Source organism: Halomonas urmiana (assembly GCF_005780185.1).
In the GTDB taxonomy this organism is placed as follows: domain Bacteria; phylum Pseudomonadota; class Gammaproteobacteria; order Pseudomonadales; family Halomonadaceae; genus Halomonas; species Halomonas urmiana.
Window position 1 is genome coordinate 1 of sequence record NZ_VBUI01000018.1, and the last position, 13,719, is coordinate 13,719.

Here is a 13,719-nt window from a genome sequence, read left to right on the forward strand (position 1 = left end):
AGCAGTGAAACCGATCAGCGCCGATGGTAGTGTGGGGCCTCCCCATGCGAGAGTAGGTCATCGTCAGGCACCTATTCCGAGAAAACCCCGAGCTCAACGAGCTCGGGGTTTTTTCATGTTCAGTCCGTGACAGCAGCGCCTGTCATCATGGACGTCGCCATGCTCCCGGAGATCGCCCGTGACGCTGACCACTCCCGCCCTGCTGTTTCCCGCCATCTCGCTGTTGCTGCTGGCCTATACCAACCGTTTCCTCACCCTGGCGCAGCTGATTCGCAAGCTGGCCGACGAGGAGCGAACCCAGCACCACGAGGGCAATGCCAAGCAGATCGTGCTGCTGCGTCGGCGCATCTCCCTGACCAAGCGGATGCAGCTGGCCGGTGTGTTGAGTTTCCTGTTCTGCACCCTCTCGATGTTTGCGCTCTTCCTGTCGCTGGATCTACCGGGGATGGTGCTGTTCGGTGCCAGCCTGGTGCTGCTGTCCGTCTCACTGATCTACTCCTGCTGGGAGATCCAGATATCCACCAATGCCCTCAATGTCCAGCTCCAGGATATCGAGGCGCTGGTGGCCTCCGGTTCCCGGCGGACACCGTCGAGCGAGGAACACCATGACCACGCCGAGTGAACTGCTGTTCTACTGCCGTCCGGGCTTCGAGCCGGACCTGGCCGCCGAGATCACCGACAAGGCTTCCGCCCTGGGCCGGCCCGGGAGCACCGAGTATCGCCCCGATGGCGGCTTCGTGCGCTTCCTGGTCGAAGGAAACGAGCCGGCCAACGGGCTGCATCGGGACCTGCCGCTGTCTGGCCTGGTATTTGCTCGCCAGAGCCTGGTGGCCCTGCCGCCGCTGTCGCTCTCCCGGGAGGATCGGCTGTCGCCCATCGTCGATCAGGTGAGCGACAGCGGCTGGAGTTTCGAGTCACTGTGGCAGGAGACCCCGGATACCAACGAGGCCAAGGCCTTGGCCGGCCTGATCAAGGCGCTGAAGCGTCCGCTGGAATCGATGCTGAAGAAGCGAGGAGGCCTGCGGCGCAAGGCGGGCGGTCGCAGGCTGCACCTGCTGTGGAGTGACGGGGACCGGGTCCAGCTGGGCATGAGCTTTCCCGGCAACCGCAGCGAACTGCTGGGAGGCATCCGACGGCTACGCTTTCCCCACGCGGCGCCCAGCCGGTCCACGCTCAAGCTGGAGGAGGCCTGGCATGAATTCGTCCCGCGAGACGAGTGGCAGGAGCGGCTGGGCGAAGGCATGCAGGCGGCCGATCTGGGGGCGGCGCCCGGCGGCTGGACCTGGCAGCTGGTTCAGCGCGGCATGCATGTCTATGCCATCGACAACGGTCCCATGGACAAGGGGCTGATGGCCACCGGGATGGTGGAGCATCTGCGCGAGGACGGCTTCGTCTGGGTGCCTCCCGGGCGGCTCGACTGGCTGGTCTGCGATATCGTCGATCAACCGTCACGGGTAATGTCGATGGTCCAGCGCTGGCTGGTGCGCCTCTGGTGTCGCGAGGCGGTGTTCAACCTCAAGCTGCCGATGAAGCGGCGCTGGCAGGAGGTCGCCGGCTGCCTATCACGCCTCGAGTCGGCGCTCGCCGAGGCCGGTGTGCGGGCGGAGGTGGCGTGTCGCCACCTCTACCACGACCGGGAAGAGGTGACGGTGCACGTGCGACTGCGGGATTGACGGCGCTCGTCGTGATCGTGTCTCAACCGCTGGCCGCCTCGTAGATCCGGATGCGCTCCTCCTCGGTCAGCAGCGGCAGCAGGCCCTGCATGACGCGGGCGCGGGTCTCGCTCTGGTACCACTCCTTCCAGGCGCGCAGGTCGCGCCACTTGGTGATCATCAGGCGTCGATCGCTGTGGCCGAACTCGACGAGGCTCTCGCCCCCGACGAAGCCCGGCGCGCCGAGGGAGTGGCGCATGGCGTCCCGGGCGGCCGCCTCGTATTCTTCCTCCAGGCCGGGCATGATACGACGTTCGATAATGATCTTGATCATCCGGTTACGCTCCTACTTTCCTGTCCTGCAACGAGGTCATCGATGGTTGATTCCGCGGATTCCTTGCCGCCCACTGATGCACGGCTCGACACCACCGGGCTCTACTGTCCCGAGCCGATCATGCTGATGCACAACCGGGTGCGCGACATGCGCCCCGGAGAGGTGCTTGAGGTGGTGGCCAGCGACCCGGCCACGACGCGTGACATTCCCAAGTTCTGCAGCTTTCTCGGCCACGAGCTTATCTACCAGCATGAGGACGACGGCCGCTATCGCTACCTGATCCGTCTCGGCTGAGGCGCGCCCGGCCCCTTACTCGGCCCCAGGTTCGGCCTCAGGGGCCGCGTCGCCGTCGGGCATGACCATCAGCGCCAGGGCCTCGAGAGTCGTGGGATCTTCCTGGCGGATGCGGCTGGCAATCTGGCGCTGGAAGAAGTAGACCACCCGGTGCTGGCTGTGGCCGGGATAGAGGCAGGGATCGCCGGGCAGGATCGGCGTCGTCTCGACGAGGCGTTCGTCGGCGAGCAGGGCCTCCACCGCGCCGTCGCTGTAGAGCCGCCAGCCGAAGACCTGCTTGAGCTGCCAGGGCGCATCGCCTTCGTCCATGCACAGGGCATGAGTGCCCTGCGTCTCCGGGAGCTGCTGGATCAGCGTGGTCTCGTCGGTCTCCTCGTAGTCGAAGTAGGCCGCGGCGTGCTCGAGCTCCAGCACCTTGTGCTCCGGCGCCTGCTCGAAGAGCTCCTCGGTCTCCGGGTCGCGATAGCCGATGAAATGACCGTGATCGGCGTCATCGAGACGGTGGCAGGGCGTCAGGGCCTCCATCCAGGGCACCAGGCCCACCACTTCGCCATCCTCCTGCAACCCCCACGCCAGCAGTGGCATGCCGTAGAGGGTGTCGCCATCCGAGGAGAGGCGATAGACCATCTCCAGATTGTCCAGCTCGGGTGACAGGCGAACCAGCCGGCGGCGTGCCAGCTGGCGTTGGCGCATGGCCTCGAGATCGATGACTCGAGCGCTGCGGGGTGACTGCGGGATTCCCATGATGTCCCTCCAAGTGCTGCATGGTCGCGGCATCGGCCTGGTCAGCAGCGCACTGCGTCACTGTAGCTTCATCAATAGCACAGAGTGATTGCCGAGGTTAAGTCCCGGAGGTGGATTGGCAGCGACGGCGGAGGCGAGAGAGCAGTGTCTGGTGGCGATCGCGGGCCTCGGCGAAGGCCGGCAGGGGAGCCTCGGGATGGCTCAGCGACAGCCAGTCGCGGCGGTACGCGGCGACCGCCGGCGGCGGCGCCACCTGAGCATCGAGCAGGGCATCGATGGCCTCGAGCCAGTGGCGGGCCGAGCGCTCCAGGGTCGCTAGCCACTCGCTCAGGCGGGTGACCTCGGGGGCGTCGGTCAGACGCTCGGGGTCGACGCGACAGGCCTGCCCGTCGGCGCGGGCCAGCGCCTGCTCGATCAGCGTTGAGGCCTCGCCCAGTCGTTGTTCGGCCAACAGCAGGGTGCGCAGCAGCTCGGCGGAGAACGGGCGTTCCTGCAGTGTCTTGAAGTGGCCCTCCAGGGTGGCGGAATCGGCGTTCCAGTGGGGATCGAATTGACGCAGGGTCGTCTCGCGCAGGTAGGCCAGGGCTGCGCTGCGCGGCCGGGCCTCGTCGAGGGCCTCGGGCGCGAGGGGGGCACTGGCCCGTGAGAAGTTCTTGACCCACTCTTCGGAGGCGAACAGGGCATTCCAGCTCACTCGCGGCAGCTGCTCGGTCTTGAGTTCGGTGAGTCGCGAGAGCCGCTCCCGGCTGGTGTCGGAGAGCGTCGCCGGCACCTCGGTGTTCCAGCACTCGCTGAGCTGTCGCCATAGCTCGAGCTCGTAGAGCCAGCGCTGGCTGGGCAGCGCCACCCGCCCCAGCTGATTGTTGCGTCCGGCCACCAGGGAGGCGATATGGCAGCCGCGCAGGGCGTAGATGTCGAGCATTCCCTCGCGGGTCTCGGCGACCTCGAAGAGCCGCTGGTCGCGCTCGGGGAAGGTGCCGATATTGTCCGGGGAGGCACGGGGCGGGGCCTCGAGGGCCAGGGTGTCGGCCAGATGCTGCTGGTAGTCGACCAACAGCGCCTCGCTCTCGCCTTCGCCGCAGCCGGCCAACAGTGCCACCGCCACGGCCAGCAGCCGGCGAGGCCCGTGGTGGCGACGTGCGTGACGGCTTTCAATCGACGGAAGTCTCGAACCTATCATGAACCCTCGCCTTGCTGATACGCCTGAGTCGCTCACCCAAGAGTACCGCGGCGGTGGTCAGGCCGGCCACCAGGCCGATCCAGTAACCATGGACGCCCAGCGGGTCGATCCAGCCAAAGAGGCCGACCTGCCCGAGCCAGTGACCGCCCCCCAGCCCCACCAGCCAGTAGGCCAGCAGGGTGATCAGCATGATGATCCGGGTGTCCTTGTAGCCACGCAGGGCCCCGGCCAGGTTGACCTGCAGCGAGTCCGAGACCTGGTAGAGCATCGCCAGGCCGACCAGCGACAGGGTCAGGCGTGCCACCTCGCTATTGTGAGTGTAGAGCGCGATCACCGGCTCGGCCGTAAGCCACAGCAGCAGGCTGTTTAGCCCGGCCACGCCCAGGGCCACCAGGATGCCGTTCCATGCCACCAGGCGTGCCTGGTCGGGGCGGTCCTGGCCGAGGGTATTGCCCACCCGCACGGTCAGCGCCATGCCGAGCGACAGCGGCAGCATGAAGAGTATCGAGGTGTAGTTGAGCGCGACCTGGTGGGCCGCCACGGTGGTCTCGCCGAGGCTGGCCACGAACAGCGCGATCAGCGTGAACAGGGTCACTTCGACGAAGATCGCCACCCCGATCGGCACGCCCACGCGCAGCAGCTCGGCGATCAGCGGCCAGCGCGGCGGGGAGGGGGCCCGCCACAGATCGATGTCGCCGTAGGCCCTCGAGCGGCGGGTATAGGCAAACATGGCCAGGCTCATCACCCACATTGAGATCGCCGTGGCGATGCCGCAGCCCAGCGCGCCGAGGGCGGGTAGATCCTGCAGCCAGCCGGGCAGCCCGGGGCCGAACAGGCCGGTGAGGCCGTCGCCACCGTAGATCAGCACGAAGTTGCAGGGAATGTTGACGCCGAGCCCCACCAGGCTGATCCACAGCGAGGGGCGGGTGTGATTCATGCCGTCCGAGAAGGCGCGCAGCGCCTGGAACAGCGCGACCCCGGGCATGCCGAAGGCCAGGGCCGCCAGATAGGCCGTGGCACGGCTGGCGACCTCCTCGGGCACCGCCATCAGCCGGAAGATCGGCATCACCACGCTCCACAGCAGCAGCGCGGCGATGATGCCCAGCGCCAGGGCCACCCACAGCGCCTGATGGACGCTGGGCCGGATGCCCGCGGTGCGCCCACCGCCGAGCAGCTGGGCGACGATGGGCGTCAGCCCCATCAGGGTGCCGGTCATGAACAGCATCAGCGGCAGCCACAGGCTGGCGCCGACCGAGACCGCCGCCAGGTCCGTGGCGCTGAGCCGCCCGGTCATCATCACGTCGACCACGCTCATGCCGGCCTGGGCCAACTGGGCCCCGCAGATCGGCAGGGCCAGGCGCATCAGGGCGGGGGTTTCCCTGCGGCTGGTGGCCAGCAGGCGAGAGGAAAACGGCACCAAGGCGCGGCTCCATACAGCAGTAGGGAAGGCGACGTCGATCGGCGACCAGCGCCGGGAAGGCACTCAGTCTATCAGGAGGTGGCGATTTTCGCTCCGCCCGCTCAGCGCCTATAATGGCGCCCTTTGTCACTTCCCGGGAGAGCGCGTGAGCCACCGACTCGAGGATGTCATCGCCCTGTTCGACGGCCTCTTCCAGCCGACCATCAAGACACGGCTGGTGCGCGGCGGCGACGAGCCGCTCTACCTGCCGGCGGATGCGCAGAGCCCCTGGCACCGGGTGATCTTCGCCCGGGGCTTCTTCGCCAGCGCCCTGCACGAGATCAGCCACTGGTGCATCGCCGGGGCGCGACGCCGTGAGCTCGAGGATTACGGCTACTGGTACCTGCCCGATGGCCGCGATGCCGACCAGCAGCGCCAGTTCGAGTCGGTGGAGGTGGCGCCCCAGGCGCTGGAGCGGCTCTTCGCCGAGGCCTGCGGGCTGCCCTTCAACGTCAGCGTCGACAACCTGGGCGAGGTCCAGGTCGATCGCGAGGGCTTCCGAGCGCGGGTCGAGGCGCGCGCCGAGCGCTACCTGCGCGAGGGACTGCCCCCCCGAGCGGCGGCCTTCCGTCGTGCGCTGGCGGCCTTCTACCACGAGGGCGAGAGCCGAGAGACCGCCGTGGCCGCCGGGCGTGCCCTGCTCGAGCCGGTAGCATCGGCCGGGTCGCGGCGGCTCGAGACGGTCGACTAGGCTGTAAGCACCCGCCGCCGACCGGAGGCCGCCCGTGGCCGACGCCCTGCCCCAGGAACAGCGCTTCCTCGACGCCCTGCGACGCGACGACTGGCCCGCCTCCGACCAGGAGCACGGGCTCGATGAGGTCGGGCTCGACGCCGCGGCGCTCATCGAGCTGTTCGAGTCCCAGCTGATCAGCCGCCACCTCGATCTCGAGGCCCGCCGCCTGCAGGCCCGGGGCGAGGGGTTCTACACCATCGGCAGCGCCGGCCACGAGGGCAGTGCGGCCATCGCCCGCGCCTTTCGCGCCGGTGATCCCGCCTTCCTGCACTATCGCGACGCCGCCTTCCTGATCGAGCGCAGCCGCGCCGTGGCGAATCAGACGCCGATCCGCGATCTGCTGTTGAGCTTCGTCGCTGCGGCCGCGGACCCGATCTCCGGGGGGCGCCACAAGGTGCTGGGCTCGAAGGCCCTGCACATTCCGCCCCAGACCAGTACCATCGCCTCCCACCTGCCCAAGGCGATCGGTGCGGCCCACAGCCTCGGCCTGTGGCGGCGCCTGGGAGGCGGCGGCGAGTGGCCGGCGGACAGCGTGGTGATCTGCAGCTTTGGCGATGCCTCCTTCAACCACGCCACTGCCCAGGGGGCTCTCAATGCCGCGGGCTGGGCCGCCTTCCAGGGCGCGCCCATGCCGCTGGTGCTGGTCTGCGAGGACAACGGCCTGGGTGTCTCCATGCCCACGCCGCCCGGCTGGATCGCGGCCAGCATGCGCGCCCGCCCCGGCATTCACTACCTCGCCGGCGACGGCCTGGATCTGCTGGATACCTGGCGGGCGGCCCGCGCGGCGGCGCACATCGCCCGGTCCCGCCGCCAGCCGGTGTTCCTGCACCTGCGCTGCGTGCGCCTCTATGGTCACGCCGGGTCGGATGCCGAGCAGGCCTATCGCTCGGCGGCGCGTATCACGGCCGATGAGGCTCGCGACCCGCTGCTGGTCAGCGCCGGGCTGCTGCGTCGCCACGGCCTGCTCTCGGTAGACGAGATCGCCGAGCGTTACCGGGCGATCGGCGAGCAAGTGGCCCGAGAGGCCGAGGCGGCGGTAGGCCAGCCGAAGCTGACGCGCGCGCAGGAGGTCTTGGCGAGCATCGTGCCGCCGCCGCGTGCCGGTAGCCGGCAGGCCTGGCAGGGCGAGGTCGACGCCACTCCGGCGCCCATGGCCCGGCTGATCAACCAGACGCTGGCGCGTCTGATGGCGTGCTATCCGCATCTGGTAATGGCCGGGGAGGACATCGGGCGCAAGGGCGGGGTCTACGGCGTTACCCAGCGGTTGCAGGCGCGCTTCGGGCCGCATCGGGTGATCGATACCCTGCTCGACGAGCAGAGCATACTCGGGCTCGGCATCGGCCTCGCCCAGAGCGGTCTGGTGCCGATCCTCGAGATCCAGTTCCTCGCCTACCTGCACAACGCCGAGGATCAGCTGCGCGGCGAGGCGGCGACCCTGAGCTTCTTCTCCTGCGGCCAGTACACCAATCCCATGGTGGTGCGCATCGCCGGGCTCGGCTACCAGAAGGGCTTCGGCGGCCACTTCCACAACGACAACGCCATCGCCGTGTTGCGCGATATTCCCGGGTTGCTGGTGGCCTGCCCGTCCGGCGGAGTCGAGGCGGTGGGGCTGCTGCAGGAGGCGGTACGCCTGGCCGATGAGGAGCAGCGGGTGGTGGTGATCCTCGAGCCGATCGCCCGCTATCACGGCCGCGACCTGCTGGAGGAGGGCGACGAGCGCGCCTGTGGCGTCGATCCGGGCCCGGACTATCGCCTGCCCGTGGGGACACTTGGCCAGTGGGGCGAGGGGCGCGACTTGGCGATCGTCGGCTACGGCAACGGGATCTCTCTGTCGCGACGGGCCGCGGTGCGCCTCGCGGCCGAGGGCATCGCGGTGCGCATCATCGACCTGCGCTGGCTCACCGCCATCGACCATGCGGCCCTGCACGAGCGTGTGGCCGACTGCGCGCGAGTACTGGTGGTGGACGAGTGCCGCCGCAGCGGCTCGCTCAGCGAGGAGCTGATTACCGGCCTGGTCGAGCGCGGCATGGCGGGCGAGCGGCTGGCGCGGTTGACCGCCGAGGACAGCTTCATCGCCCTGGGGCCGGCCGCCACCCTCACCCTGCCCTCGGTGGACGGCATCGTCGAGCTCGCCCGGCAGCTGGTGGGGCGGGCGATAGCGCCTGGTACCAGCGCTTCGTAAGCGCCTCGCTCAGTCGTCGACGTCGTCGCCATCCATCAGCCGGCCATCGAAGGGCATCGCCTCGCGGGCCTCGGCATCGGGGGCGAGGCGCTGGTGCAGGTGCAGCATCACCTCCACCTCGTGCTCCGGGCGCAGCGGCTCGAGTCCCAGCTCGCCGAACAGGTCGCCGCGGGCGCGCGGCCAGTCGCCGGGTTCCAGGTCGCCATAGAGGCTCTCGGCCGGGGCCAGCTCCACGAAGGGGTCGAGGCCGTAGGTGTCGAAGAGGCGCGAGATGGCCGCCTCGTCGTCGCCGACGCCCGCGGTGTAGAGCGTCTGGTTGAAGTGGTCGTTCTCCAGCTCGCGGATCACGTCCAGCGGGCTCACGCCGATACTGTTGAGCTCCTCCATGCTGTAGCCGCCCAGCGAGTGCATCTCGCTGTCGAGCCAGTCGTCGTCGGGCTGGATCAGCGTATGCTTGATGCGACCGTCGGTGAGCGTCCAGGCGATCGCCAGCGGCAGGCCATCGTCGTCGCCGGTCTCCACGGCGATGAAGCCGGGCGTCTCGTTGATGCCGGAACCGGCCATGTCAGGATTCCTCGTGTTCGGTGTCGGGGGGTGTCGGGTCCGTCGGCAGGCGGAAGAAGGCGCGGGCGGTGGCCGTGGTGCCCCGTGCCAGGTCGACCTCGTCCACGCTCCGCCAGTGGGCGATTTCGCGCACGATCCAGGGCAGCAGGGCGGGCTCGTGGCGCCTGCCCTTGAGTTTGGCAGGTAAATTGCGCGGCAGCAGGTAGGGGCAGTCGGTTTCCACCATCAGCCGCTCCAGCGGAATCTCGCCGACCAGCTCGCGCAGATGGTGGCCGCGACGCTCGTCGCAGAGCCAGCCGGTCAGGCCGATGTGCAGATCGAGATCCCGGTAGCCATAGAGCGTCTCGCGGTCGGCGGTGAAGCAGTGGATCACGGCGTCCGGGATGTCGTCACGCCAGGCATGCAGCATCTCGCGCATGCGCCGTCCAGCATCGCGCTCGTGGAGAAACAGCGGCTTGCCGCTCTGCGCCGCCAGCCCGAGCTGGGCCTCGAAGGCGCGCTCCTGCGCGGCGGGCGTCGAGAAGTTGCGGTTGAAGTCCAGCCCGCATTCGCCCACCGCGACCACCTCTGGGGCGCGGTGGAGCTCGCCCATGGCGGCGGCGAGGCTCGGCGACCACTGGCTGGCATCGTGGGGGTGCACGCCGGCGGTGGCGTAGAGCCCCGGGTAGCGTCGCGCCAGCGCCACGGCCTGCTCGGCGTGTTCCCGGTCGGTACCGGTGAGGATCAGCGTGCTCACGTTGGCGGCCCGGGCGCGCTGGATCGTCGCCTCGAGGTCGCGGGCGAAGCTCTCGTGGGTCAGGTTGGCGCCGATGTCGACCAGCGGGGCCGGTGAACGGAACCTCAGCGCCTCGGGCAGCGCGTCATCGAAGGGGGGCGTCGCATCGGCCACGGCGGAACACTCCTGTGAAAGCGGGCGCGCATTGTACCCGGGAGGGCGGGGGTGGGGCCACGCCGGCTCGACCATGCGTTACACTAGCCCCCTTGATGAACGACGAGGTGAATGCGTGACCCTGCTACGACTGGAACAGCTGCAACTGGCTTACGGTACCCATGTACTGCTCGACGGCGCCGACCTGGTGCTGGAGAAGGGCGAACGCCTGGCCCTGGTGGGGCGCAACGGCACCGGCAAGTCGACCCTGCTGAAGATCGTGGCGGGCGAGATTCAGGCCGATGGCGGCAGCGTCTGGCGCGCGCCGGGTCTGAAGATCGGTGTGCTCGCCCAGGAGCTGCCGGACGCCTGCGGCCAGACGATCTTCGACGTGGTGGCTCAGGGGCTGCCCGAGGCCGGCGAGCTGCTCTCCGAGTACCATCACCTGATCCACGACGATGATCCGGACATGGATCGCATGGCCAAGCTGCAGACCCGCATCGAGGCCATCGATGGCTGGTCCTTCCACCAGCGCATCGACGTGGTGCTGACCCGGCTGGGGCTGCCCGAGGACGCCGCCATGGCCGACCTCTCCGGTGGCTGGCGTCGACGCGTGGCGCTGGCCCGGGCGCTGGTCGCCGAGCCCGACCTGCTGCTGCTCGACGAGCCCACCAACCACCTGGATCTGGACACCATCGCCTGGCTGGAGGAGCAGCTCGCCGACTTCAATGGCGCCGTGCTGTTCATCACCCACGATCGGGCCTTCCTGTCGAAGCTCGCCACGGCGATCCTCGAGCTCGATCGCGGGCGCCTCGGCCGCTACCCGGGCGACTACGCCGCCTATCAGGAGCAGAAACAGCACGAGCTGGAGGTCGAGGCGCGGGAGAACGCCGAGTTCGACAAGAAGCTCGCCCGGGAGGAGGCGTGGATCCGCCAGGGGATCAAGGCCCGGCGGACCCGCAACGAGGGCCGAGTACGGGCGCTGCAGCAGCTGCGCCATGAGCGCCGCGAGCGCCGTGAGCGCCAGGGCAAGGCCGCGCTCTCCGTGGACAGCGGCGCGCGCAGCGGCAAGCGGGTCGTGGAACTCTCCCACGTCACCCATCGCTTCGGCGACGAGGTGGTGATCGACGATCTCAGCCTGGAGATCCAGCGCGGCGACCGGCTTGGCTTCATCGGCCGCAACGGCGCCGGCAAGACCACCCTGCTCAAGATCCTGCTCGGCGAACTCGAGCCCAGCGAGGGGCAGGTGCTGCTCGGCACCAAGCTGCAGGTGGCCTATTTCGATCAGCTGCGTGCCGGCCTGGAGCCCGAGAAGACCGTCTACGACAACGTCGCCCAGGGCAGCGATCGTATCAGCGTGGGGGGGCGCGACCGCCACGTGATGAGCTACCTGCAGGACTTCCTGTTCACCCCGGATCGCGTGCGTCAGCCGGTCAAGGCGCTCTCCGGCGGCGAATCCAACCGCCTGCTGCTGGCCAAGCTGTTCACCCAGCCGGCCAACGTGCTGGTCCTCGACGAGCCGACCAACGACCTGGACGTCGAGACCCTGGAGCTGCTCGAGGAGCTGCTGCTCGACTTCGACGGCACCCTGCTGCTGGTCTCCCACGACCGGGCCTTCATGGACAACGTGGTGACCAGCGTGCTGGCCTTCGAGGGCGAGGGCCGGGTGCGCGAGTACGTGGGGGGCTACACCGACTGGGTGCGCCAGGGCGGCAAGCTGCCGCCGGCGCCCTGGGAGGGGGCGGCCCGTCAGGGCGTCGAGCCAACGGCCGCGGCGGCTGTCGCCGAGCCGGCCAGGGCACAGAGCGAGGCGGCCCCGTCGCCGACGGCCCCCAAGCGAGTCAAGCTCTCCTACAAGCTGCAGCGTGAGCTCGACGGCCTGCCCGCCGAGATCGAGCGCCTCGAGGCAGCCGTGGCGGCCTTCGAGGAGCGGGTGGGAGCGCCGTCCTTCTATCAGCAGGAGGCCGAGACCGTCGCCGCCACCCTGCAGTCGCTCAATGACACCCAGGCCGCACTGGACGCGGCGATGGAGCGCTGGATGGAGCTGGAGGCGATGGCCGCCGGCGAGTGAGCCGCGGCCGCCCACGAAAAAGGCGCCCTCGGGCGCCTTTTCAAGGAGATGAGCGCGGCGTGATGGGCTACTCCTCGCTCTTGGCACCCACCCGCACGGCGAGCACGTCACACTGGGCGCCATGCAGCACGCCGGTGGAGGTAGAGCCCAGCAGCAGGGCGAAGCCGTGCCGGCCGTGGGAGCCAACCACGATCAGGTCGACGTTCTGCTCCTCGGAGAAGCGGTGGATCTCGGTGTCGGGCATGCCGACCACCACGTGCTGGTTCTCGCGGTCGACGTGGCCGTCGGCGATCTCGGCGAGGCGCTGCTTGGCGTGCTCGTCGAGCTGGTCCTGGATGCTGGTCAGGTCCATGGGGATGTCGCCGCCGTAGGCAAAGCCCAGCGGCTCCAGGGTGTGCATGATGGATAGCTTGGCCTCGTTGCGATCGGCGATCTGCATCGCGCGCTCGAGCACCTTGTGGGAGTCCTTGGTCAGGTCGACGGCGACCAGGACATGACGATATTCGTTGCTCATGGTGTGACTCTCCGTACCGCGTCCAGCGTGTCTGATGGTGCTTCAACTCTAGGACGCCTTGTAAGACAAGACAACGACTTGCGTCAATATTCACCGAGGAGACCCCATGGTCTGGTTACTCATCATCGTTATCGTCGGCCTGGTCTTCGCGCCGGTGATGTGGCTCAAGCCATCGCCCGCCCAGCAGCGCATGGGCAAGCTGCGCACGGCGGCTCGCCAGGCGGACGTGGCGGTACGGCTCGAGTCGCCGCCGCTGCATGGCGCGGGCGGGCCCATGGCGGCCTACCGTTGGTCCTATCCCCAGCAGCACCCGGGGCCCGACTTTGTGCTGGTGCGCGACGAGGCGGCCAGCGCCTCGCTGAAGTCTTTCCGGGAGGGCTGGCGCTGGCGCGTCGAGCCGCTGCGCCCGCTGCCGGCCGAGGCCGTGGAACGACTAGAGGATGCTCTGGCGTCGCTGCCCGGAGACGCGCTGGTGCTGGAGTCCGCCAGCCACGCCTTGACCCTGTGGTGGGAGGAGTCCTTGTCGGTCGAGGCCCTGTCGCTGCTGCTGGCGCGGCTCACGGCGCTGCGCGACGTCCTCTCGGGGCGCCCCGATCGGCCGGGCCCCGATCGGCCGGGCCGCGACCGGCCACGCCGTGAGGCGCGCACGCCCTTGATGCCGCGCTGAGGCCGCTCACTCCTGGGCTTCGCGGGCCTGGATCGCCAGGCCGTTCTCCTCGATGCGTGACAACAGGCGGGCCAGGTGCGCCACGTCGTCGGTGTCGAGGCCGGCCAGCATCTCGGCGCGGGCCTGGCTGACCACCGCATCGATCTGCTGGAGCAGGGGGGTGGCCTCGTCGGTGAGGAAGATCCGCTTGGTGCGTCGGTCCTGGTCGCAGCCGCGCCGCTCGATCAGCCCCTGCTCGGAGAGCTGGTCGAGGGTGCGCACCAGCGAGGGCGCCTCGACGCCGATGGCGCGGGCCAGGTCGCACTGGGGCTGGCCGTCGCCGAGGCGCCAGAGATGGTAGAGCGTGATCCAGCGCGTCTGGGTCAGGCCCAGAGGGGCCAGACGGCGGTCGATGACGGCGCGCCATAGGCGTGGCACGCGAGACAGCTGGAAGCCGATGTTTTGGGGCATGGGTCTG

Annotated in this window: 15 protein-coding genes; 7 read left to right on the forward strand and 8 right to left on the reverse strand. The window is 69.1% G+C overall.

Annotated features, from left to right (window positions below; all coding sequences use genetic code 11):
- Nucleotides 1–178 precede the first annotated feature (178 nt).
- Entirely contained in the window at nucleotides 179–622 is a 444-nt protein-coding gene (locus tag FEI13_RS12115) for a DUF2721 domain-containing protein (RefSeq protein WP_138181784.1), read from the forward strand.
- Entirely contained in the window at nucleotides 606–1,673 is a 1,068-nt protein-coding gene (gene rlmM, locus FEI13_RS12120) for a 23S rRNA (cytidine(2498)-2'-O)-methyltransferase RlmM (RefSeq protein WP_138181785.1), read from the forward strand. The genes FEI13_RS12115 and rlmM overlap by 17 nt, the downstream gene beginning before the upstream one ends.
- Before the next feature lie 22 nt (nucleotides 1,674–1,695).
- Here the strand turns inward: rlmM and FEI13_RS12125 are convergent, their stop codons facing one another.
- The gene (locus FEI13_RS12125; protein ID WP_138181786.1) at nucleotides 1,696–1,986 is read right to left on the reverse strand and encodes an antibiotic biosynthesis monooxygenase family protein; all 291 of its coding nucleotides are present in this window, start codon (nucleotides 1,984–1,986) and stop codon (nucleotides 1,696–1,698) included.
- 42 nt (nucleotides 1,987–2,028) lie between these two features.
- On the opposite strand from FEI13_RS12125, the gene tusA reads away from it, so the two are divergent.
- Nucleotides 2,029–2,280: a sulfurtransferase TusA gene (tusA, locus tag FEI13_RS12130; protein ID WP_138181787.1), complete on the forward strand. Its 252-nt coding sequence runs from the start codon at nucleotides 2,029–2,031 to the stop codon at nucleotides 2,278–2,280.
- A gap of 15 nt (nucleotides 2,281–2,295) precedes the next feature.
- Here the strand turns inward: tusA and FEI13_RS12135 are convergent, their stop codons facing one another.
- The 3 genes from FEI13_RS12135 to FEI13_RS12145 all read right to left on the reverse strand — a co-directional run bounded on the left by FEI13_RS12135 (nucleotide 2,296) and on the right by FEI13_RS12145 (nucleotide 5,567).
- Complete coding sequence (locus tag FEI13_RS12135; protein WP_138181788.1) at nucleotides 2,296–3,024, reverse strand: hypothetical protein; 729 nt, start codon at nucleotides 3,022–3,024, stop codon at nucleotides 2,296–2,298.
- 97 nt (nucleotides 3,025–3,121) lie between these two features.
- Nucleotides 3,122–4,204: a DUF3080 family protein gene (locus FEI13_RS12140; protein ID WP_138181789.1), complete on the reverse strand. Its 1,083-nt coding sequence runs from the start codon at nucleotides 4,202–4,204 to the stop codon at nucleotides 3,122–3,124.
- Nucleotides 4,176–5,567 carry an MATE family efflux transporter gene (locus FEI13_RS12145; protein ID WP_138181873.1) on the reverse strand — a complete coding sequence of 464 codons (1,392 nt, stop codon included), beginning with the start codon at nucleotides 5,565–5,567 and terminating at the stop codon, nucleotides 4,176–4,178. The genes FEI13_RS12140 and FEI13_RS12145 overlap by 29 nt, the downstream gene beginning before the upstream one ends.
- A gap of 202 nt (nucleotides 5,568–5,769) precedes the next feature.
- Here FEI13_RS12145 and FEI13_RS12150 point away from each other — a divergent pair, with 202 nt between their 5' ends.
- Nucleotides 5,770–6,354 carry an elongation factor P hydroxylase gene (locus tag FEI13_RS12150; RefSeq protein ID WP_138181790.1) on the forward strand — a complete coding sequence of 195 codons (585 nt, stop codon included), beginning with the start codon at nucleotides 5,770–5,772 and terminating at the stop codon, nucleotides 6,352–6,354.
- Between the two features lie 34 nt (nucleotides 6,355–6,388).
- The gene (locus FEI13_RS12155; RefSeq protein WP_138181791.1) at nucleotides 6,389–8,578 is read left to right on the forward strand and encodes a thiamine pyrophosphate-dependent enzyme; all 2,190 of its coding nucleotides are present in this window, start codon (nucleotides 6,389–6,391) and stop codon (nucleotides 8,576–8,578) included.
- A 9-nt stretch (nucleotides 8,579–8,587) separates the two neighbouring features.
- Here FEI13_RS12155 and FEI13_RS12160 read toward each other — a convergent pair whose 3' ends face one another.
- Together FEI13_RS12160 and FEI13_RS12165 are read right to left on the reverse strand one after the other, a co-directional pair.
- The gene (locus tag FEI13_RS12160; RefSeq protein ID WP_420841594.1) at nucleotides 8,588–9,142 is read right to left on the reverse strand and encodes a hypothetical protein; all 555 of its coding nucleotides are present in this window, start codon (nucleotides 9,140–9,142) and stop codon (nucleotides 8,588–8,590) included.
- Between the two features lies 1 nt (nucleotide 9,143).
- Complete coding sequence (locus tag FEI13_RS12165; protein ID WP_240036506.1) at nucleotides 9,144–10,031, reverse strand: TatD family hydrolase; 888 nt, start codon at nucleotides 10,029–10,031, stop codon at nucleotides 9,144–9,146.
- 115 nt (nucleotides 10,032–10,146) lie between these two features.
- On the opposite strand from FEI13_RS12165, the gene FEI13_RS12170 reads away from it, so the two are divergent.
- Nucleotides 10,147–12,081 (forward strand): ATP-binding cassette domain-containing protein, encoded by a 1,935-nt coding sequence (locus FEI13_RS12170; RefSeq protein ID WP_138181793.1) that lies wholly within the window; start codon nucleotides 10,147–10,149, stop codon nucleotides 12,079–12,081.
- A gap of 67 nt (nucleotides 12,082–12,148) precedes the next feature.
- Here FEI13_RS12170 and FEI13_RS12175 read toward each other — a convergent pair whose 3' ends face one another.
- On the reverse strand, nucleotides 12,149–12,595 hold the full coding sequence (locus FEI13_RS12175; RefSeq protein WP_138181794.1) for a universal stress protein: 447 nt from the start codon (nucleotides 12,593–12,595) through the stop codon (nucleotides 12,149–12,151).
- Nucleotides 12,596–12,701: 106 nt separating this feature from the next.
- Here FEI13_RS12175 and FEI13_RS12180 point away from each other — a divergent pair, with 106 nt between their 5' ends.
- Complete coding sequence (locus tag FEI13_RS12180; protein ID WP_138181795.1) at nucleotides 12,702–13,262, forward strand: preprotein translocase subunit YajC; 561 nt, start codon at nucleotides 12,702–12,704, stop codon at nucleotides 13,260–13,262.
- Between the two features lie 6 nt (nucleotides 13,263–13,268).
- Here the strand turns inward: FEI13_RS12180 and slyA are convergent, their stop codons facing one another.
- Nucleotides 13,269–13,712: a transcriptional regulator SlyA gene (gene slyA / locus FEI13_RS12185; RefSeq protein ID WP_138181796.1), complete on the reverse strand. Its 444-nt coding sequence runs from the start codon at nucleotides 13,710–13,712 to the stop codon at nucleotides 13,269–13,271.
- Between the last annotated feature and the right edge of the window lie 7 nt (nucleotides 13,713–13,719).